We start from the raw sequence: 19,816 nt of genomic DNA, 5'->3' as shown, positions 1-19,816 counted from the left end.
TTTCTTTGGCTCTTTCTGTGCGATGTCCCTGTTTATGTCGATGATGTTCAGCGCGTGGTGGTTGGTTGATTTTATCGCTTTGAGCTAACACAATGGTCCTGTATTAAATTAACCTCACTGAGTCAAATAGATAGGTACGAACATGAGTCAAACAGTCTTTATTACTGGTGCAAACCGTGGGATCGGCTTAAGTTTAACTGAACTGTATTTGCAACAAGGCGATCAAGTACATGCGACTAGCCGTAACCTTGCAGAAAGCAAAGAGCTTCAAGCATTAGCGTCGACCTATGCCACACTGACGTTACACGAATTAGATGTGACGAATTACCCGCAAGTTGCCCAACTAGCAAAAGAACTCCCAGCCATCGATCTTCTGATCAACAATGCAGGCTACTATGGGCCTAAAGGCTATGGCTTTGGTAATACAGATGTTGAGGAATGGCGAAAGGTCTTCGAGATAAACACCATCGCACCACTAAAGTTGGTTGAGGCTTTTTATCCGCTTTTACAAGCAGCTAGAACGAAGAAGATTGCCTGTATCTCATCTAAAGTCGGCAGCATGACAGAAAACACCTCCGGCGGTGGTTATATCTATCGTTCTTCTAAAGCGGCGCTCAATTCTGTTGTGAAAAGCTTATCTAATGATTTAACAAGTGAAGGTTTCTCCGTACTTGCGCTACACCCGGGTTGGGTACGCACTGCAATGGGAGGGCCTAACGCCCTTATCGAAACCCAAACCTCTGCGGCAGGGTTAGCAAAAGTGATTGCGCAAAGTACCCAAAAAAACTCCGGTCAGTTTATTAATTACGACGGAACTCAACTGCCTTGGTAGACTTTACAAATCAATGGCTTATGAAGAATTAATGAGAAGCGTGTTGTTTCATCACTATACCCTGCCAACCTTACTCCCATGACTTAGCTTGATTTTCACCACTTTCAAACCAGACTTAGTGATGACATCCACCATTAAGGAGAGTAAATATGGCTGCAGATAAAGATCTGGTCAATTTCAGTGAAGATCATGAGCTCAATTACTGCTTAAGAAGTGCAGGGAAACGTCAGACTCAAGAGAACAGAGATGCTCTTGTCGACTTGGGAAGACAAGTAAAACAGAATTTAGGGAAGCGTGTCTTAACGCAAGACGACGTGCGTGGTGCAATCCAAAACAATGATGACTTGTTTGATTAGAGCTGTTTGAATACAGATAGGTCATTACATTGAAATACAAGGCGGCATTCTTTGAGCTTATACGCATTAGATTGCCGCTTTTACTTCATTCAGCTGTTATGAAGACTTCCGCTTCCCTGAGCTTGATTTCGACGCACCGCCCTTCGAATAGCTGCGTTTTTTACGCTTGAATGCCGGGCGCTCGACTTTAGGCAAATGACGTAACGAATCAGGAATCGGGCCCGATTTCACCTCTCCCATTAATCCATCAATGCGCTGCTCTAACGCTTGCATGAAAGGCTGATAGGCTTGATTTCGTTCTGCCATTCCTTGCAACTGGTGTTCCCAGTGCGCCGTCATATCAGGATAGGTCGCATCCATTGGTAGGGCATGAATCAAGCCTCGCCCCGCTGGTGAGCTCAAAATTGATTTACCCTGACGAGTCAGCAACTGACGTTTAAAAAGCGTATCCAGAATACCGGCTCGAGTCGCTTCTGTTCCTAAGCCATCGGTGTCGCGCAGGATCTTCTTCAGTTCTTTGTCTGCAACATAACGAGCAATACCCGTCATGGCCTGAAGCAGTGTTGCTTCTGTAAAGTGCTTTGGCGGTTCAGTCTTACGGTCTTTGATTTCACCTTCTCGGCAGGTCAACACCGTGCCTTCTGCGAGCGGCGGGACAGCATCAATGCCATCGTCTTCTTTATCCGTTTTTCCCATTAACGCTTTCCAGCCTGGAGAAACCAGTTGGCGACCTTTGGCGATAAATGTACCACCAGCAATATCAAACACCAATTTAGCCTCGGCATATACCGCCGCTGGATAAAATTGCATCAAGTATTGACGAGCAATCAGTTGATAAACCTTCATCTCATTGCCAGATAACGCATTCACATTTGCCTGCTTCGGCGTTGGAATGATCGCATGGTGGGCATCGACTTTCTTGTCGTTCCACGCCTTGGACTTAATCGATAAGTCTGCACCTTGCACTGCGCTTTGTAGTTCTTTGGCATTGTTAGCGATAGCCGATGTAACAGAGCCTGCTTGCGAGTAATGCTCCAATGGTAAGTAACGACAGTCCGAACGTGGGTACGTAATGAGCTTATGCTTTTCATACAGCGCCTGACAAGTATCCAATACCTGCTGAGCACTCATGCCATAGCGTTTTGCCGCATCAATCTGCAGTGCGGATAACGAATACGGAAGCGGTGCTGATTGCTTGGTTTGCTTCTGTTCAGACTCGGTCACTTTGGCAGGTTGATTGGCTATGCGGTTTGCTACGTTCTCAACCAACTTTCTGCTCAATACCCGTCCTTCTTCGTCCTGCCAAGGCTTACAAGCTTCACTTGGTTTCCAACGAGCGCGAATATCAAATGCGCCATTTTGATCTTGATAAGGAATTAAAGCATGCAGAGTGAAGTAATCTTTCGGTACAAAGTTTTCGATTTCTTCATCGCGGCGAACCACCAAGCCAAGTACCGGAGTTTGAACTCGCCCTACTGATAAGACACCTTGATAGCCCGCTTTTTGGCCCAACAAGGTATAGGCGCGAGACATGTTCATTCCATAAAGCCAATCAGCGCGAGAACGCGCCAGAGCTGAAACAGAAAGAGGTATGAAGTCGCGATTACTGCGCATCGAGCTCAAGGCACGCTTGACCGCAGGTAAGTTCAAGTCAGAGATCAGTAGGCGTTGTGTGGCTTCTTTTTTGGTTTTGGAAAGCTTGCAGTAATCCAACACCTCATCCACCAACAATTGCCCCTCTCGGTCGGGGTCTCCTGCGTGGATAACTTCTGTCGCATCTTTGAGGAGTTTACGTATTACCGTGAGCTGTTTGCTGGCGCTTTTTCGCGGTCTCAGCTGCCACTGCTGTGGGACAATCGGCAAGTCTGCCATATTCCATTTTTTGTAGCGTTCGTCGTAAGCATCTGGTTCGACTTGCTCCAACAAGTGGCCAATACACCAAGTCACCACATCGCCATTACCACAGCGGATAAAGCCTTGATCTTTCTTTTGGGGATTTGGCAGTGCAGCCGCAATCGCACGGCCTAAACTTGGTTTTTCAGCAATAAACAGACGAGACATAACGTTTTGGAAATCATAATAATTAGGGCCACATTATCTAATGTAGCCCTAACAAATCAAGAAAAACTGTACAGATAAACAGTAAATGAGTCACCAATCGCTCTTATTGGAACTCGACAAATTTGGATAAGTCGCGCTCTGGCACCTTCATCGGCGTACACCCAGGCGTGCCTAGGTATAAGAAGCCTACAATTTGGTCTTCGCCTTTAAGGCCAAAAGCTTGGTGTACTTCTGGGTGGAACATCCACTTGCCTGAACGCCAAAAACCTTGGAAACCCTGTGCGACTGCGGCCATTTGCATCGCTTGAGCAGCGCAACCAGCCGAAAGGTATTGCTCTAGCGCAGGGACTTTCTCATGTTGCGTTACTTTGGCAATAACCGTAATCACCATTGGCGCGCGGAAAGGGGCGTTTTTCACTTTTTCGATCACGGCCTCTTCGCTGTTTTCTGCTTCAGCCGCTTTCACAAGAATGTCTGATAATTTCTTTAAACCGTCACCTTGTGCAATGACAAAGCGCCAAGGTGTCAAGCCTGCATGATCCGGTGCACGTAGGCCCGCGCGAATGATGTTTTCAAGCGCTTTACCTTCTGGTGCAGGCTCAGACAACTTAGCAATAGAACGACGATTGAGCAAAAGATCGAGAGCTTCCATGAAAAGGTCCTTATTAAATTGAATTATTATTTTTTACGCAGCTCACTTTAACATAATCCACATTGGCAAATAACACTCTGTTTTATAGGGACTTCAAAACAAAAAAAGCTGCGCACTTGGCGCAGCTATAAAAAGTTAAGAACGAAAAAGACTAAGCGTTAAGGTTATGATTTAGAGTTTCACGGCAAGCTTTACACCTTGACGAATCGCTCGCACGGCATCAAGCTCACCCGCATGGTCTGCACCACCAATGATATGCAGCTTCTCGCCCAATTCATGCCATTTGTCTTCAAATGGGCGAACCGATTCTTGTCCTGCACAAATCACCACTTTGTCGGCTTCTAGCAACTGCTCTTTACCATTCACATGGATGTGCAAACCAGCTTCATCAATCTTATCGTAAGACACTCCGCCATATAGATGCACACCGCGCTTCTCTAGCGTACGTTTATGAATCCAACCTGTGGTTTTACCTGGCCCTTTACCGACACGACCTTTACGACGCTGAAGCACCCATACTTCTTTATCGCTAACGGCATCTGGATAAGGATACAGGCCACCCGGTTGAGACATTTCTTTGTCGATGCCCCATTCATGCAACCAATCATCCAGCGTTTGACCGACAGGCTCAGTGATCATGGTAGCGACATCGACACCGATACCACCAGCACCGACGATTGCGACTTTCTCGCCCACAGGCGTTTTATCTCGAATCAGTGTTTGGTAATCGATCACTTTTTCAGGATTATCGATACCATCGATTTTCACTTTGCGTGGTTCAACACCCGATGCCATGACGACTTCATCGTATTCGGTCAACAAGTCGTAATTGGCTTCTGTCTCTAGGTGAAGGTTCACCCCTGTTTCTTCAATGCGGTTAGCAAAGTAACGAATGGTCTCACGGAACTCTTCTTTACCCGGGATCTGCATCGCTAAGCGGAACTGACCGCCAATGCGATCGTTCTTCTCAAACAGATCCACTTTGTGTCCGCGTTCTGCCAGCGTCGTCGCACACGCTAAACCAGCAGGGCCTGCGCCAACAACGGCGATGTTCTTCTTCTTGAAAGCGTCTTCAACAACGATTTCCGTTTCGTAACACGCAAGCGGGTTAACCAAACAGCTTGCGCGCTTACCTTTAAACACATTGTCCAAACACGCTTGGTTACAGCCAATACAAGTGTTAATCAGCTGCGACTTTTCTTGCTCTGCCTTAGCGACAAAATATGGGTCTGCCAGAAACGGACGTGCCATCGACACCATATCTGCGTGACCTGAAGAAAGAATTCGCTCAGCTTCATCTGGAGTGTTGATACGGTTACAGGTGATAATTGGCACAGACACATGAGGTTTGACTTTCTCTGTTACCCACGTGAACGCACCACGAGGAACCTGAGTAGCGATAGTTGGAATTCGTGCTTCATGCCAACCGATACCCGTGTTAATGATGGTCACGCCTGCTTCTTCTAGCGCTTTTGCTAACTCGATAACATCTTCAAATGTGCTGCCTTGCTCAACCAAATCAAGCATCGAAAGGCGGAAGATGATAATGAACTTCTCACCCACGGCCTTGCGTACGGCTTTGACGATTTCAACTGGGAAGCGCATGCGTTTCTTATAGCTACCGCCCCATTCGTCATAACGCATATTGGTGCGTTTACAAAGGAATTGGTTAATCAAGTAGCCTTCCGAACCCATCAGTTCGACACCATCGTACCCAGCCAGTTGCGCAAGCTCAGCGCTGTTAGCAAAAGCGTCGATGGTTTTCTTGATTTGACGATCGCTCATTTCGCTCGGTGCGAACTTAGCAATCGGTGCTTTCATGCCCGACGCACTTTGCGCGAATGGGTGCATCGCGTAGCGTCCAGCATGAAGGATTTGTAGGGCAATTTTACCGCCGTGTTTATGTACTGCTTCTGTCACTACCTTGTGTGCTTTAGCATGTTTTGGCTTACTAAATTCTGCACTCAAAGGATGTAATCGACCACGTAGATTAGGGGAGAAACCGCCTGTCACGATAAGACCTACACCACCTTTTGCACGTTCTTCGTAAAACGCCGCAAGCTTCTGTAGACCTTCTTTATGCTCTTCTAGGCCTGTGTGCATTGATCCCATCAGGACACGGTTTCGTAGTTGTGTAAAACCTAAGTCCAGTGGCTTTAACAAATTCGGGTACATGGCAGACATCACTAAACATCCATTTTTATTGTTGTGGTCTGACCACAGTACGCCGCAAAAACCAAAAGATCAAACAGCCGTTTACATTTTTGCAACACGCGTCAATCTCACGTTAAAATATGCCAATTGTTGAATTGCCGTGATAAGCTAAAAAAATTGTTATCTTTTGAGATCTTAGAGATAAGAACCCATACTTTGTAAGATTAGGGAATGACTATCTCGTTATGGAGACAAGATGAAAAAACTCTTCAAATTTATTGGTCTGATATTTAAGGGGATATGGAAAGCCATCACCTTTGTCAGACTTGCTCTGGCAAACTTGATCTTCCTGGTGATGATTGCCGTCTTCTACTTTGCCTTTACCTACACTGGCGAAGGTCAGCCAACCGTGGAAAAAGAATCCGCGCTGGTAATGAACCTTTCTGGGCCTATCGTTGAGCAGCGCCGTTACGTAAACCCGATGGATTCGATAGCTGGCTCTGTGCTCGGTAACGAGATGCCGAAAGAGAACGTATTGTTCGACATCGTCGATACCATTCGCTACGCGAAAGACGATCCTAAGGTATCTGGCCTAGTTCTGGCTCTGCGCGATATGCCTGAGACTAACCTGACCAAACTTCGTTATATCGCCAAAGCGCTGAATGAATTTAAAACGTCTGGCAAACCTGTTTACGCAGTCGGCGATTTCTACAACCAAAGTCAATACTACCTAGCGAGCTACGCAGATAAAGTCTTCCTCGCTCCGGATGGTGGTGTGTTGATTAAGGGCTACAGCTCTTACTCGATGTACTACAAAACATTGCTAGAGAAGTTAGACGTATCGACGCACGTGTTCCGCGTGGGTACTTACAAGTCTGCAATTGAGCCATTTATTCGTGATGACATGTCTGATGCGGCAAAAGAGTCGGCGACGCGCTGGATCACTCAGCTTTGGAGTGCCTTTGTTGATGACGTAGCAACCAACCGTAATATCGATGCCAAAGCACTGAATCCAACCATGGATGAATTGCTTGCTGAGATGAAATCAGTCGATGGTGACCTTGCGCAACTGGCCGTTAAAATGGGCCTAGTCGATGAGCTAGCAACGCGCCAAGACGTACGCAAACTGTTCGCAAAAGAGTTCGGCAGTGACGGTAAAGACAGCTACAACGCAATTGGCTACTACGATTACCTAGCGACCATGCGCCCTAACCTAACGCCGTCTGAAAATGACATTGCTGTTGTCGTAGCAAGCGGCGCCATTATGGATGGCCAACAACCGCGCGGTACCGTTGGCGGTGATACGGTGGCAAGCCTACTTCGTCAAGCTCGCAACGACGACAAAGTTAAAGCGGTTGTTCTTCGTGTCGACAGCCCAGGAGGCAGCGCTTTTGCCTCTGAAGTGATTCGTAACGAAGTAGAAGCGTTAAAAGAGGCAGGTAAACCGGTTGTGGTTTCGATGTCTAGTTTAGCGGCTTCCGGCGGTTACTGGATCTCAATGAGTGCAGATAAGATTGTTGCTCAGCCAACCACGCTAACTGGCTCGATAGGCATCTTCAGTGTTATCACGACATTTGAAAAAGGCTTTACCAAACTTGGTATCAGTACCGATGGTGTTGGCACATCACCATTCTCTGGTGATGGCATCACGACGGGTCTTTCAGATGGTGCATCTCAAGCATTCCAGCTCGGTATCGAACATGGCTACAAGCGCTTTATCTCTCTGGTTGGCTCAAACCGAGATATGTCACTAGACGAAGTAGATAAAGTCGCTCAAGGTCGAGTTTGGACAGGTCAAGATGCAATGTCATTCGGCCTTGTAGACCAAATGGGTGACTTTGATGACGCAGTGAAATTGGCAGCGAAACTGGCTGAAGTAGAAAACTATGAGCTCTACTGGGTTGAAGAACCATTATCACCAACAGAACAGTTCGTCCAAGAGTTCATGAACCAAGTGAAAGTGTCTTTGGGCATCGATGCGACGAGCTTCTTACCAAAGAGCTTACAGCCTGTGGCTCAACAGCTTGAGCAAGATGCAAGCATGATGCAGAGCTTCAACGATCCAAAAGGTCAATACGCTTTCTGTTTGAACTGCCAAGTGCAATAGCTTTCCTAGCTTAGTCAAAAAGGGGCATCTCTGTGCGAGATGCCCCTTTTTATTAGGTTTCATTTCGCTATAATCCCCGCCACTGTTCCCCTACATGAAGTAAAGTAGAACGATGACTAGAAAACATATCTACATCGCTTACACCGGTGGCACCATCGGTATGCAAAAATCGGATCACGGCTACGTGCCTGTGGCTGGCTTTATGGAAAAGCAATTAGCCAGTATGCCCGAGTTCCACCGTCCTGAAATGCCGGAATACACTATCCATGAGTACGAGCCTCTGATCGACTCATCAGATATGACGCCAGCTGACTGGCAGCAAATCGCAGACGACATCCGTGACAACTACGACAAATACGATGGCTTCGTGATTCTGCATGGTACCGACACCATGGCATACACAGCTTCTGCTTTGTCTTTCATGTTGGAGAACCTAGGTAAGCCAGTCATCGTAACAGGCTCACAAATTCCACTGGCAGAATTGCGCTCAGACGGTCAAGCAAACCTTCTTAACGCACTGCACATTGCGGCAAACTACCCTATCAATGAAGTGACGTTGTTCTTCAACAACCAGTTGATGCGCGGTAACCGCAGTACCAAGTCTCATGCTGATGGTTTTAATGCCTTCACTTCACCAAACCTACCTCCACTTCTGGAAGCAGGTATCAACATTCAGATCAGCAGCAACATTACTGTGGGCGCAAAACCTGAAGGTGACTTCAAAGTACACAACATCACGCCGCAACCAATCGGTGTGATCACCATGTACCCAGGGATTTCGCACGAAGTGATTCGCAACACGCTTCGCCAGCCAGTGAACGCAATGATTCTACTGACGTTTGGCGTGGGTAACGCTCCGCAAAACCCAGAACTACTTGGTCACCTTAAAGAAGCATCTGAGCGTGGCGTTATCGTAGTGAACCTGACTCAGTGCCTAGCCGGTAAGGTAAATATGGGTGGCTACGCGACGGGCTGTGCTCTGGCTGACTCTGGCGTAATCAGTGGTTTCGACATGACACCTGAAGCGGCATTGGCAAAACTTCACTACCTTCTGAGCCAAGATTTGTCTTACGAAGAAATAAAACAGAAGATGCAAGAAGTCCTACGTGGTGAAATGAGCCTATAACCAGGTTCACAGTGCAAAGAATGACGCTATAGCACAACAAGTGATTCCAATGCACAACAAGTAGACCCATAGCCCAACAACAAGATACGAAAAAGCCCAATTCACGTGAATTGGGCTTTTTGCTTTAACGGAGTTATCCGGTGAACAGAGATGCACCGTTTAGTTCAGGTTTGGGTTCACGCGAACGATGTCTTGCTCTTCTTGGCTGAACTGTTTCTTCAATTCTTGCTTAGATTTAAAGCTAATTTCGCCACCAGCGGCAACCGTCATGTGCTGTGCATCTGTGTTGTGTTTTGATTGATACAACATCACAGCTTGCATACATGAGTCTCGCTGCTCTTGAGAAAGTGGTGTACCCTCAGGCCATCTTCCTGTCTCTACTGCGTAAACCAATCGATCATAGACTTCTGGAGTTATCGCATTTAATAATTGTTCTGCGTCCATAATGTACCTTCTTATTACATTCTATTTACAGAACATAACGGTATAGAAAGCAGAGTCAAGAACCCGAAAATGAATTGGTGTAACGGATCACAAGCAAAACCATGAAACGAACATACTGGTTACTAGCAGGGCTTGCCAGCCTGACATTAACAGGTTGCTTCGAAGGCAACGTCACCACAGAAGAACTGTGCGAGAAAAATCCGCAGCTTCGTTGTGAGAACCTCAATATGGACGACGGTCAATGTCGTATTCCACGAACGAATTTGGTTTGGCATCGCTTTGAACTTCTCAAAGATCCATCAGAAGCTAATCAAGTAATCGAATATGGCTTGGTTGCTGAGTATCGCAAATGTCTAGAACTCGCCTCGCAAATCACACCTATCGACCAAAGTGCGTTAAAACGTAAACGCTTTGATGCTTTGGTGCACAGTATTGATGAGTTAGATCGTATCGTTGCGGAACTGAAAGGGTCGAAAGCTCCAGCCACGCTGTATTTCTTGTGGTCTCAAACCGGCGATAATCAAGCACGTCGCCAGTTTTTACAAATGGAAGGGAAACCAGAGTTAAATACTGCCGAAATGCAATATGCGCTCGCAACTTTCTATACGAACCGCGATCCACAAAAGACACTAACATTGCTGCATAACGCGCTCTCGATGTCGAATGAGAAATCCTTAAACCCTGCGATCTTGAAATCATTAGCGAGCATTAACCAAGGTATGGGTAACAAAAAGCAAGCTTACTTATGGGCGATGGTTGCTAAACGCTTCGATGTTCCCCTCGCCGATGAACAACAGTTAAAGCGCATGTTCAACTTTTCCGACCAAGGACAATATGAACAGTTAGATGATCTGGCTAAATCTATATCGAAGGCGATCGATAAAGGGAACTATTCACCAAAGATGATTCCTGTCGATTTATAAAATAAAAAGCTCCCGTTCATATCGGGAGCTTTTTTATTTGCACGGTAACCGCTTAGTATTTTATTAATTGAAAGGATGAAACATTCTTTCAGCCTAAAATGGCGTTATTGGTCGGATTTGTTGAAAATTAACGACACCGAGTTTACACAATAGCGTTCGCCTGTCGTTTGTGGCCCATCTTCAAAAACGTGACCTAAATGGCTATCACAAGCCGCGCATCGAATCTCAGTTCGCACCATTCCGTGGCTCAGATCCTTAAGATAACGCACCGCTGTGTCGTTAATTGGCGCATCAAAACTTGGCCATCCACAGCCAGAATCGTACTTGTTATCGGAGACAAATAGAGGGGCATTGCAGCATGTGCAAGCATAGACACCCGTCTCCTTATTATGAAGCAGTTTACCGGAGAACGGAGGCTCTGTTCCTTGCTCACGACAAACGCGAAACTCTTCATCAGAGAGCTGTTCACGCCAATGTTCATCGGACTTCGTTACTTTTCTTCCGCTTTGTTCTACCAATTTCTGTTCCTTATTTCTTATTTTTGGCAATGACTTTTTTAGCAAAAAACTTGCTTCTCGTAACAGTTGTAGCACATACTTTCTCACCAGGACACCATGTGTAATTAATTTGATACGAGTTCTTATCTCGAAAGTTATATTACGCCAACTGGGATGTAGAATAACCAGTTAAAAGTTTAAAAAACGAGCATTTGCGAAGAATTGTTAAAAAAAGCGTCGCTTTTTTTTGACTTTAAACAAGTTAAGTCCGATTATCTGTTGCAGATGTTTACTGGATTCTGTAATTTTACTACCAGTTATCTTTAATCAGAAATTAAGTTGTGGAGCAACTATAATGACTATCAAAGTAGGTATTAACGGTTTTGGCCGTATCGGTCGTTTCGTATTCCGTGCAGCGCAAGAGCGCAACGACATCGAAGTTGTAGGTATTAACGACCTTATCGACGTAGATTACATGGCATACATGCTTAAGTACGACTCAACTCACGGCCGTTTCAACGGTACTGTTGAAGTTGAAGGCGGTAACCTAATCGTTAACGGTAAAACTGTACGTGTAACTGCAGAGCGCAACCCAGAAGACCTAAAATGGGACGCTATCGACGTTGACGTAGTAGCTGAAGCAACTGGTCTTTTCCTAACTGACGAGACTGCACGTAAGCACATCACTGCTGGCGCGAAGAAAGTTGTTCTAACTGGTCCTTCAAAAGACGCTACTCCAATGTTCGTAATGGGCGTTAACCACGCTACTTACGCTGGTCAAGACATCGTTTCTAACGCTTCTTGTACTACTAACTGTCTAGCGCCTATCGCTAAAGTTCTTAACGACAAGTTCGGTATCGAATCTGGTCTTATGACTACAGTTCACGCTACTACAGCAACTCAAAAAACTGTAGACGGTCCTTCTGCTAAAGACTGGCGCGGTGGTCGTGGTGCTTCTCAAAACATCATCCCATCATCAACTGGTGCTGCTAAAGCTGTAGGCGTTGTTCTTCCAGAACTAAACGGCAAACTAACTGGTATGGCTTTCCGCGTACCAACAGCTAACGTTTCTGTAGTTGACCTAACAGTTAACCTAAAAGAAGGCGCATCTTACGAAGCTATCTGTGCAGCAATGAAAGAAGCTTCTGAAGGCGAACTAGCTGGCGTACTAGGCTACACTGAAGACCAAGTTGTTTCTCAAGACTTCATCGGTGAAGTTCAAACTTCAGTATTCGATGCTAAAGCTGGTATCGCTCTAACTGATAACTTCGTTAAAGTTGTATCTTGGTACGACAACGAAATCGGTTACTCAAACAAAGTTCTAGACCTAATCGCTCACATCTCTAAGTAATTATTACTTAGCTGAAAAGCAATTAGCGAAGCTTGTGTTTGAAACATAAGATTTGAATAAAAGGCGGCTCTAGAGTCGCCTTTTTTGTATCTGGAATTTGAGAGAATGAAGACTCGAAGTTGCATTCAATATGCGAAGCTTGTCGAAAGCTCTCTCCCAGCGATAGGAAACTATACATGGATTTAAAAACTCTCCCAGCCCTAACCGTGCTATCTGATAACGTCACTATCGTCGAAGTTGATCAGATTAAAATCGTCCGCGTTATTCATGAGAAAGCAACAGCAGGTATCGCACTACATGGTGGTCATGTCGTATCGTTCGCTCCTGCAGGCCAGCAAGATCTGATCTGGATGAGCGAAAAAGCTATCTTCGATGGTAAAGCAGCCCTTCGCGGCGGTATTCCGGTTTGTTGGCCTTGGTTTGGCCGTATCGCAGCACCAGCTCATGGTTTTGCGCGCACGGCAGAATGGGAATTGGTTGAACACCGTGAAAACGACAATGGTGTGATCGTTGAACTTGCTCTCTTCCCAACTGAAGAGATTCATAACATTTGGCCACACATGTTCGATGCTCGTCTTGTCGTTGAAATCAGCGATGAACTAAAAGTGACATTGAAAGTCATGAACATTGATGATGAAGAGTGGACATTCTCTGGTGCACTGCACACTTACCTAAACGTTGGTGACATTAAGCAAGCACAAACGACGGGTATGGGCCCTGAATACATCGACAGTCTAAAAGCAGGCGAAGTCTGCCAAGGTGGCGAAGTTCTTCAGCTAACCGATACTATCGACCGTGTTTACACTCAGCCAGAAGCACAAATTTTGGTTAAAGATCCAGTATTGGATCGCACTCTTAGTGTAGAAAACCAAGGCCATAACTCAGCAGTGCTGTGGAACCCTTGGGCAGAAGGCGCACAAGGCATGGGTGACATGGCAGACAACGGCTACGAAACCATGCTGTGTGTTGAGTCGACAGTGCATTCGCCAAGTATCGAGCAAGGCAAGACGTTACAGCCAGGCGAGACACACGAACTTATCACTGTGATTTCGGCGCAGTAATCCAGTTTAAAGGCCGGTTAATCCGGCCTTTTTTACAACGCCAAAGCATAACACACGAGCTACTCATGCCATACTAAGACCAACCAAAATGAGTCGAGATGATGGCATAACCATGAAATACCGCATTTATTCAATATCACTTCTTACGGGCTTATTGTTTGGCTGTGCCAACACTGAGATCTCATTACAACCCACGAAGAACGTCGCCGAATACAAGCAGTTGTCGCCAACTCAATATCATGTGTATTGCCCTACGGGTATTTGCCGTTTCCAAGTTTCCGCAAACCAAAAAACGGCAGTAAGCATTGAGATGTTCTATACCGAGAACAAACCATTCAAGAAGATTGAAGGCCTAACCTACGACAATCAAAATCAATATCCAACGTCGAATGCTTTTACTCTTCCCTTACAGCAAGACAGCGAGTGGATATCCGTGCAAGTCATCGACTATTACCGATAACCCCACTCCATTATCGCTTTGAATAACGAATAATCGACTCTCGATACAGTGAAAGCAGTGTATCGCTTTTCACACCAACCCCAACGTTTTGCGCGGAGAAAGCACTCCACTCATCGTGCATGTATTTGCGTTGATCCGTTTTCTGAATCGTCATCCCCTCTGCGGGTCCATCGGTAACCACCCTGACGGCACCACTGCGTAAGGTGAATAGCTCAGGTTCAATCACATAGGCAATCGCGGAAGGATCGTGGACATGGCAACCATTCATTCCAACCTTCTCTGAGTAAAACTTCAAATAGTAGCGGCTGACATCCCAAATAAATTGCCCTACTTCACCCGCCTCTTCTCGCAGTTGGTCTAAGTATTGCCCAGTAAAGAAGCTCTCTTCCGTTACATCCAAACCAATAATCACCACAGGCCAAGACGCAGTGAATACTTTATCGGCAGCATGAGGGTCATCATGGATATTTGCTTCCGCAAATGGCGTGACATTGCCTCGATGGTCGTTCTCTCCGAAAGCGCCGCCCATCACAACCACTTCTTTAACCAAGTTAACGATTTCTGGGTCCGCTTCCAAAGCAAGCGCAAGGTTCGTTAAAGGGCCTACGGCCACCAAGGTAATTTCTCCCGGCTCCGCTCTAACGCTATCAATGATGTAACGATAAGCAGGCGTATCAATGGCACTCACATCCAGTAAACTTGGCGCTTTCACATCACCAAAGCCGGCTTCACCATGCACAACAACCGTTGCTCCGACCGGCGCTTTTACTAAAGGCTTATCCGCTCCTTTCGCAACCTGCGCTTTCATACCAAACTTCTGTTTTAGGTAAAGAGCATTCTGTGTGGCATTGTCTATGGTCGCATTGCCATAAACTGTCGTAATGCCCATTAGCTCAATGTCTGGATGCGCTTCTGCAAAAAGAATCGCCATTGCATCGTCAATGCCAGGGTCTGTGTCTAAGATAATTTTCTTTGTCATATCGGCTTCTATCAAACGCTAGGAAAGCCTCAACCATACCCAGAAAAAACAGCGATAAACGTGACCTAAACCTAAGGTATGATTTTTCCTCCAGTATGCCGCTCATTCACCACCCAAAGCGCGACGACTCGAGCGCTTTTTTGTTTCGCTTGCCGCATTCCTTTTTGATAGAATTTGCCGCCCTACTTCCAGTCCAGAGATCGTCATGAACTATCAATGTCCTCTATGTCACCAACCTCTTGAGCTCACAGCTAAGACGTTTAAGTGTGAAAACAATCATCAATTCGACTTAGCGAAAGAAGGCTACGTCAACTTGATGCCTGCACATCACAAACGCTCAAAAGATCCAGGTGACAACAAAGAAATGATGCAAGCACGTCGTCGTTTCCTAGAAGGCAACCATTACGATCCAATGCGCCAAGAAGTTGCTCGCCTGTGTGCGAAGTACACCGAAGGCACACGCCATCAGCTATTGGACATTGGTTGTGGTGAAGGCTACTACACCGATCAAGTTCAGCAGTCTCTGCATGCTCAAAATGAAGGGGCAAATGTTTACGGCTTGGACATCTCTAAAGTCGCTATTCGTTACGCCTCTAAGCGCTACCCTAACTGCGATTTCAGCGTGGCATCAAGTCATCGCCTACCTTTTGCAGAGCAATCTCTGGATGCGATCTTACGTATCTACGCACCATGTAAAGCGGAAGAGCTGCAACGTGTAATTAAAGATAGCGGTGTGGTCATTACGGTAACGCCAGCAGGTCGTCACCTATATCAATTCCGCGAGCGTATCTATCAGGAAATTCGTTTGCACAACGAAGAACCAGAAAGTATCGAAGGATTCGAACTTGAGCATCAACAAAAACTTAACTACGTCATGGATTTAAAAGATGGCGTGGCATTCGATTTACTGCAAATGACCCCATTTGCATGGAAAGCCAGCGATGAACTTCGTGAAGAGCTAAAGTCATCTACACTTTTCCAATGTGAGGCTGATTTTATGTTACGAGTTTATCGTAAGAAATCAGCTCAATCTGAGAATGAAGAATAAACTGTAACGCAAATTATTCTCATTACCATTGATTCATTTATCAGCCTCCATTAATATCATTCGGACATTTTTGGAGGCTTTTTAATGCGCTTTTCTACCCTAGGCCTGATTTTTACGGGCTTACTGACAGGTTGTGCGTCAAACGCACCGACCGCTCCCAACGCTGTTGCTCCCAACGCTGTTGCTGACAACGTGACCAGTTTCTATGACTACCAACTTCATGCCCCTTCTGGTGAAGCTATCTCAGTTAATCAATTAACGCCCGAGATACAACAAGCCGATGTAATTCTGATTGGTGAATGGCACACGCACGCTGGCATCCACCGTTTTCAGACCGACATGTTAAAACAGTTATCTTCTGCGAATCGCCCTCTTGCCCTTTCAATGGAGCAAGTGACACGTGACAAGCAAGCGATATTAGATGCCTACTTAAACGGTGAAATTGGTGAGCAGTACTTCATGAAACAAAGTAATGCATGGCCAAATTATGAAAGTGATTACCGCCCATTAGTTGAGTTTGCTAAGCAGGCTGAAATTCCAGTCATCGCCTCAAACGCACCGAAAAACATTGTGCGTTGTATTGGCCGCCAAGGTGTCGATTACCTAGATAAACTCGATAGCGATGAGCGCAGTTTTGTTGCAGATGACGTCAACACTGCGAACAGCCCGTACAAAGAAAAGTTCATGGCATCTATGCACCATGGCAAGCCTGAGCAGACCGAAAAACAATACGCAGCTCAGGTAACATGGGATGAAACCATGGCGGAATCCATCGTCAAATACTTGGAAAAGCATCCAGGTACTCAAGTGGTTCACGTTGCCGGAAAATTCCATACTGAAGGTGGCTTAGGCACAGCAGCTTCTATCTTGAATCGCAATCCAAGCTTAAAAGTGCTGGTGATTACCCCAACGGCAAAAATCACTTTAGATGGCTCCGATTATCAGCTTGAGGTGCTCGAACCGCCCGTGCGCTATGTACAAGACGCAAATCGCATGGCTGCGTACAAACACTTAGCGCCACGTAACAGCGATCTACAATGTAAGTGATCAGAATCGTCTGACAAAGGATGAAGAAAAATAGGTCTGCTTTTTGCTAGCAACTTTGTTTATACATAGGAAGCGGCAAAAACAGACCTAATTTTGATTTGATTGATTCAAGAAATGTCTGTCGCCGTCGATATAAAGATAACTGCTTTTTACCTGCACTCAATGAGCGAGTGTCGTTGTTCGAAGGGGTAACAGATGAATCCAGTAGGAAGCAATTCAGTCAATACATACGCGGCGCAGCAAAACAAAGTAGACCAAGCCAAAACGGCAGAAAACGTTGCCGACGCAGCCCCATTAAAAGTGGAGCAAAACAAAGTCACGCTCTCCTCAGAAGGAAAAGCGTTGCTTGCGGCGCTAAAGCAAATCGATCACGAAAGTAAAAAAGTCGAAGCGGAAAATAAAACCGTCGGTGACCAAGTAGAGTCTTTTGCTCATGGAGCATTGGGGATGGATCACCCTGACACCATTGAAGAAGAGGAAGATGGCTCATACTCTGCTGGCCAATACCTTTCAGCGGCGTTGACTGTGGGTGGAATCATCTTGGCTCTAGTCTAGCTTTTGTGCGACATGAGTTTAAAATTCAACCAATAATCAATTGATTAAACAAGAGTTTCTTTCGTTACGACAACGAACCTCATTTGAACGCGTTTTTTATCCAAGTCCATAATGGATCACTATTCATTAACGGATGATGAACTGTGAAAAACGCATTTTCTCTTATAGACAAACCCACTTTTTTTGGCGCAATTGCGCTTCTCCTTTCTATTGTTTTCCCTCTAATTTTGTTTCCAACAGAAGGTGCAGAATGGATTGCGGTTGCTAAGACCTTTATGACCGACAAGCTCGGTTTCCTCTACCTTGCACTTGGCCTTGCTGCCTTTATCTTCATGATTTACGTTGTGTTCAGCGACATGGGGCAAATCAAGCTAGGTGATCCAGACGAAAAACCAGAATTTACCACCGCATCATGGGCGGCCATGCTTTTCTGTGGCGGTATCGGTGCCAGCATCCTTTATTGGGGCTGTATCGAATGGGCTTACTACTACCAATCACCTCCTTTCCAGCTTGAGCCTGGCAGCGAAGAGGCGGTCCGTTGGGCTGCAACCTACGGTCTTTTTCACTGGGGACCAATTGCTTGGTCTATCTACCTGATTCCTGCTCTACCGATTGCGTACTTCTTCTACGTACGTAAACAGCCTGTACTGAAAGTATCCAGTGCCTTGATGCCCGTCCTTGGTGAAGAGCGCAGTAAAGGTTCAGCAGGTAAAATTGTTGATGTACTATTTATCTTTGGTCTACTTGGCGGCGCGGCGACCAGCTTGGGCTTGGCAGCACCTCTGATTGGTGAAGGCCTACATTACTTGTTTGGCATGCCTAAGAACACCTACAGCCAAGTACTGGTACTGCTTATCTGTACGGCGATTTTTGCTTACTCCTCTTACGCGGGTATGGAAAAAGGCATTAAAGTTCTCAGTAACATTAACTTCTGGGGTGCAATGGGATTGCTTGCCTTTGTACTTGCCGTTGGCCCGACCATCTTCATGCTTGAAACGGGCTTAGACTCGATTGGTCGTATGCTGTCGAACTTCTTTGTGATGGCAACATGGGCGGAACCATTCGGCGGATACGGTACGTTCGACAACACCCACTTCCCACAGGATTGGACGATTTTCTACTGGGCATGGTGGCTCGTGTTCGCGCCAAGTATGGGTCTATTTGTAGCGCGTATCTCTCGCGGGCGCACAATCAAACAAATGGTCTCTGGCTCCATCTTCTTCGGCTCTCTAGGTTGTTTCCTATTCTTCATGATTCTGGGCAACTATGGCTTGTCTCTGCAGCTATCAGGGGAATTGGACGTCGTTGGCATCTTGAATGCTGAAGGGGCAACCGCTGCCATCTTCTCAATGCTTAATGCACTGCCAATGAGCTACTTGGTCATCGCGGTCTTTACATTGCTTTGTATTATCTTTACCGCAACCACATTCGACTCAATCTCTTACATTCTTGCGTCTGTGGTACAAAATAACGTGACCGAAGAACCGATGCGCTGGAACCGCATGTTCTGGGCATTTACGCTGTCTTTCCTACCGACAGTACTCATGTTCATGGGCGGCCTAAGCACCTTACAAACCGCAGCGATCGTTGGTGGTTTGCCATTGCTTGGTATTTCCATCATGTTGATGGTGTCAGCCGTTCGTGCCACAACGTTGGACATTCGTCATCAAGAAGATTATGTAGAGCCAACCATCAACATCGAAGAACTGCCAGAGTTCGATCCTTGGTCAACCGAAGGGATGGCGATGGCAAGGTTTGAGCGTGCGCGTGATGCAGCCCAAGAAGCAGCAGAAGATGAACGTGACGCACTGGCTGAGTTGATGAAGCTTCGTAAACGTATTCGCGCTTTTGCTCTTGAGCACAGCGACGACAACGATTTTGCAGACCATCACTTACCTCAGGAGATGCAAGAGGAGTTGCAAAACCTACTGGATAACGTGGTAAAAGCAAAAGAAAGAAAACTCGAGTTATCCGAAACTGCTCAGCAGTCTAGAGCCGAGTTTAATCAAATCGTGGCCCAAAGTACTGCGTACGCGGTGTAACTTTAGCTCATGACTTTCAACTCCTAAACCTAGTTCAAAGCTCACTTCGGTGAGCTTTTTTTGTATTAGGCTTAGAGCAGAACCATGGCTTTCATATGAATCTTTTATGACTGTAGTATTT

Annotated in this window: 18 protein-coding genes; 12 read left to right on the top strand and 6 right to left on the bottom strand. The window is 46.0% G+C overall.

Annotated features, from left to right (window positions below):
• Positions 1 to 142 precede the first annotated feature (142 nt).
• The gene (locus tag KHO06_RS05905) at positions 143 to 832 is read left to right on the top strand and encodes an SDR family oxidoreductase (protein ID WP_005532609.1); all 690 of its coding nucleotides are present in this window, start codon (positions 143 to 145) and stop codon (positions 830 to 832) included.
• A gap of 149 nt (positions 833 to 981) precedes the next feature.
• The gene (locus KHO06_RS05900; protein WP_005432950.1) at positions 982 to 1,188 is read left to right on the top strand and encodes a hypothetical protein; all 207 of its coding nucleotides are present in this window, start codon (positions 982 to 984) and stop codon (positions 1,186 to 1,188) included.
• 96 nt (positions 1,189 to 1,284) lie between these two features.
• Here KHO06_RS05900 and KHO06_RS05895 read toward each other — a convergent pair whose 3' ends face one another.
• The 3 genes from KHO06_RS05895 to KHO06_RS05885 all read right to left on the bottom strand — a co-directional run bounded on the left by KHO06_RS05895 (position 1,285) and on the right by KHO06_RS05885 (position 6,085).
• A complete protein-coding gene (locus KHO06_RS05895; RefSeq protein WP_038891461.1) occupies positions 1,285 to 3,249 on the bottom strand; it encodes a DNA topoisomerase III in 1,965 nt (654 codons plus the stop codon).
• A gap of 103 nt (positions 3,250 to 3,352) precedes the next feature.
• A complete protein-coding gene (locus KHO06_RS05890) occupies positions 3,353 to 3,901 on the bottom strand; it encodes an NAD(P)H nitroreductase (protein ID WP_005432980.1) in 549 nt (182 codons plus the stop codon).
• A gap of 171 nt (positions 3,902 to 4,072) precedes the next feature.
• Positions 4,073 to 6,085 carry an NADPH-dependent 2,4-dienoyl-CoA reductase gene (locus tag KHO06_RS05885; RefSeq protein WP_167423989.1) on the bottom strand — a complete coding sequence of 671 codons (2,013 nt, stop codon included), beginning with the start codon at positions 6,083 to 6,085 and terminating at the stop codon, positions 4,073 to 4,075.
• A 226-nt stretch (positions 6,086 to 6,311) separates the two neighbouring features.
• Here KHO06_RS05885 and sppA point away from each other — a divergent pair, with 226 nt between their 5' ends.
• Positions 6,312 to 8,162, top strand: coding sequence for a signal peptide peptidase SppA (sppA, locus tag KHO06_RS05880; RefSeq protein ID WP_045369401.1), 1,851 nt, complete (start codon positions 6,312 to 6,314; stop codon positions 8,160 to 8,162).
• A gap of 112 nt (positions 8,163 to 8,274) precedes the next feature.
• Entirely contained in the window at positions 8,275 to 9,288 is a 1,014-nt protein-coding gene (gene ansA, locus KHO06_RS05875; RefSeq protein ID WP_005432970.1) for an asparaginase, read from the top strand.
• A gap of 159 nt (positions 9,289 to 9,447) precedes the next feature.
• On the opposite strand, the gene KHO06_RS05870 is transcribed toward ansA, so the two are convergent.
• Positions 9,448 to 9,732, bottom strand: coding sequence for a DUF1315 family protein (locus KHO06_RS05870; protein ID WP_005432903.1), 285 nt, complete (start codon positions 9,730 to 9,732; stop codon positions 9,448 to 9,450).
• 101 nt (positions 9,733 to 9,833) lie between these two features.
• Here KHO06_RS05870 and KHO06_RS05865 point away from each other — a divergent pair, with 101 nt between their 5' ends.
• Positions 9,834 to 10,655: a DUF2989 domain-containing protein gene (locus KHO06_RS05865; RefSeq protein ID WP_212582232.1), complete on the top strand. Its 822-nt coding sequence runs from the start codon at positions 9,834 to 9,836 to the stop codon at positions 10,653 to 10,655.
• Between the two features lie 104 nt (positions 10,656 to 10,759).
• On the opposite strand, the gene msrB is transcribed toward KHO06_RS05865, so the two are convergent.
• Entirely contained in the window at positions 10,760 to 11,173 is a 414-nt protein-coding gene (msrB, locus tag KHO06_RS05860) for a peptide-methionine (R)-S-oxide reductase MsrB (RefSeq protein ID WP_005432972.1), read from the bottom strand.
• A 334-nt stretch (positions 11,174 to 11,507) separates the two neighbouring features.
• On the opposite strand from msrB, the gene gap reads away from it, so the two are divergent.
• The 3 genes from gap to KHO06_RS05845 all read left to right on the top strand — a co-directional run bounded on the left by gap (position 11,508) and on the right by KHO06_RS05845 (position 14,024).
• Complete coding sequence (gap, locus tag KHO06_RS05855) at positions 11,508 to 12,503, top strand: type I glyceraldehyde-3-phosphate dehydrogenase (protein ID WP_005432905.1); 996 nt, start codon at positions 11,508 to 11,510, stop codon at positions 12,501 to 12,503.
• Positions 12,504 to 12,679: 176 nt separating this feature from the next.
• Positions 12,680 to 13,564, top strand: a complete 885-nt coding sequence (locus tag KHO06_RS05850) for a D-hexose-6-phosphate mutarotase (RefSeq protein ID WP_047481158.1) — start codon at positions 12,680 to 12,682, stop codon at positions 13,562 to 13,564.
• Between the two features lie 112 nt (positions 13,565 to 13,676).
• Entirely contained in the window at positions 13,677 to 14,024 is a 348-nt protein-coding gene (locus KHO06_RS05845) for a spore gernimation protein (RefSeq protein ID WP_223976055.1), read from the top strand.
• A 10-nt stretch (positions 14,025 to 14,034) separates the two neighbouring features.
• Here the strand turns inward: KHO06_RS05845 and KHO06_RS05840 are convergent, their stop codons facing one another.
• On the bottom strand, positions 14,035 to 15,003 hold the full coding sequence (locus tag KHO06_RS05840) for a nucleoside hydrolase (RefSeq protein ID WP_212582231.1): 969 nt from the start codon (positions 15,001 to 15,003) through the stop codon (positions 14,035 to 14,037).
• Between the two features lie 205 nt (positions 15,004 to 15,208).
• Between KHO06_RS05840 and rlmA the strand changes: the two genes are divergently transcribed.
• The 4 genes from rlmA to KHO06_RS05820 all read left to right on the top strand — a co-directional run bounded on the left by rlmA (position 15,209) and on the right by KHO06_RS05820 (position 19,695).
• Positions 15,209 to 16,051, top strand: a complete 843-nt coding sequence (gene rlmA, locus KHO06_RS05835) for a 23S rRNA (guanine(745)-N(1))-methyltransferase (protein ID WP_212582230.1) — start codon at positions 15,209 to 15,211, stop codon at positions 16,049 to 16,051.
• A gap of 84 nt (positions 16,052 to 16,135) precedes the next feature.
• Positions 16,136 to 17,098 carry a ChaN family lipoprotein gene (locus KHO06_RS05830; RefSeq protein ID WP_212582229.1) on the top strand — a complete coding sequence of 321 codons (963 nt, stop codon included), beginning with the start codon at positions 16,136 to 16,138 and terminating at the stop codon, positions 17,096 to 17,098.
• A 195-nt stretch (positions 17,099 to 17,293) separates the two neighbouring features.
• A complete protein-coding gene (locus KHO06_RS05825) occupies positions 17,294 to 17,653 on the top strand; it encodes a hypothetical protein (protein ID WP_005532640.1) in 360 nt (119 codons plus the stop codon).
• 143 nt (positions 17,654 to 17,796) lie between these two features.
• Positions 17,797 to 19,695, top strand: coding sequence for a BCCT family transporter (locus KHO06_RS05820; protein ID WP_212582228.1), 1,899 nt, complete (start codon positions 17,797 to 17,799; stop codon positions 19,693 to 19,695).
• The last annotated feature ends 121 nt before the right edge of the window (positions 19,696 to 19,816 follow it).

This window comes from Vibrio sp. B1FIG11 (genome assembly GCF_905175335.1).
In the GTDB taxonomy this organism is placed as follows: domain Bacteria; phylum Pseudomonadota; class Gammaproteobacteria; order Enterobacterales; family Vibrionaceae; genus Vibrio; species Vibrio campbellii.
The sequence above is the reverse complement of the archived record's forward strand: the minus strand, read 5'-3'. Positions and strand labels throughout refer to the sequence as shown.

Excerpts from the sequence above, each read along its gene's own strand:
- KHO06_RS05890 (WP_005432980.1), bottom strand. The coding sequence starts at position 3,901 with ATGGAAGCTCTCGATCTTTTGCTCAATCGTCGTTCTATTGCTAAGTTG.
- ansA (WP_005432970.1), top strand. The coding sequence starts at position 8,275 with ATGACTAGAAAACATATCTACATCGCTTACACCGGTGGCACCATCGGT.
- KHO06_RS05845 (WP_223976055.1), top strand. The coding sequence starts at position 13,677 with ATGAAATACCGCATTTATTCAATATCACTTCTTACGGGCTTATTGTTT.
- KHO06_RS05825 (WP_005532640.1), top strand. The coding sequence starts at position 17,294 with ATGAATCCAGTAGGAAGCAATTCAGTCAATACATACGCGGCGCAGCAA.
- rlmA (WP_212582230.1), top strand. The coding sequence starts at position 15,209 with ATGAACTATCAATGTCCTCTATGTCACCAACCTCTTGAGCTCACAGCT.
- KHO06_RS05840 (WP_212582231.1), bottom strand. The coding sequence starts at position 15,003 with ATGACAAAGAAAATTATCTTAGACACAGACCCTGGCATTGACGATGCA.
- sppA (WP_045369401.1), top strand. The coding sequence starts at position 6,312 with ATGAAAAAACTCTTCAAATTTATTGGTCTGATATTTAAGGGGATATGG.
- KHO06_RS05900 (WP_005432950.1), top strand. The coding sequence starts at position 982 with ATGGCTGCAGATAAAGATCTGGTCAATTTCAGTGAAGATCATGAGCTC.
- KHO06_RS05850 (WP_047481158.1), top strand. The coding sequence starts at position 12,680 with ATGGATTTAAAAACTCTCCCAGCCCTAACCGTGCTATCTGATAACGTC.
- KHO06_RS05905 (WP_005532609.1), top strand. The coding sequence starts at position 143 with ATGAGTCAAACAGTCTTTATTACTGGTGCAAACCGTGGGATCGGCTTA.
- KHO06_RS05865 (WP_212582232.1), top strand. The coding sequence starts at position 9,834 with ATGAAACGAACATACTGGTTACTAGCAGGGCTTGCCAGCCTGACATTA.
- KHO06_RS05830 (WP_212582229.1), top strand. The coding sequence starts at position 16,136 with ATGCGCTTTTCTACCCTAGGCCTGATTTTTACGGGCTTACTGACAGGT.
- KHO06_RS05885 (WP_167423989.1), bottom strand. The coding sequence starts at position 6,085 with ATGTCTGCCATGTACCCGAATTTGTTAAAGCCACTGGACTTAGGTTTT.
- KHO06_RS05895 (WP_038891461.1), bottom strand. The coding sequence starts at position 3,249 with ATGTCTCGTCTGTTTATTGCTGAAAAACCAAGTTTAGGCCGTGCGATT.
- KHO06_RS05870 (WP_005432903.1), bottom strand. The coding sequence starts at position 9,732 with ATGGACGCAGAACAATTATTAAATGCGATAACTCCAGAAGTCTATGAT.
- gap (WP_005432905.1), top strand. The coding sequence starts at position 11,508 with ATGACTATCAAAGTAGGTATTAACGGTTTTGGCCGTATCGGTCGTTTC.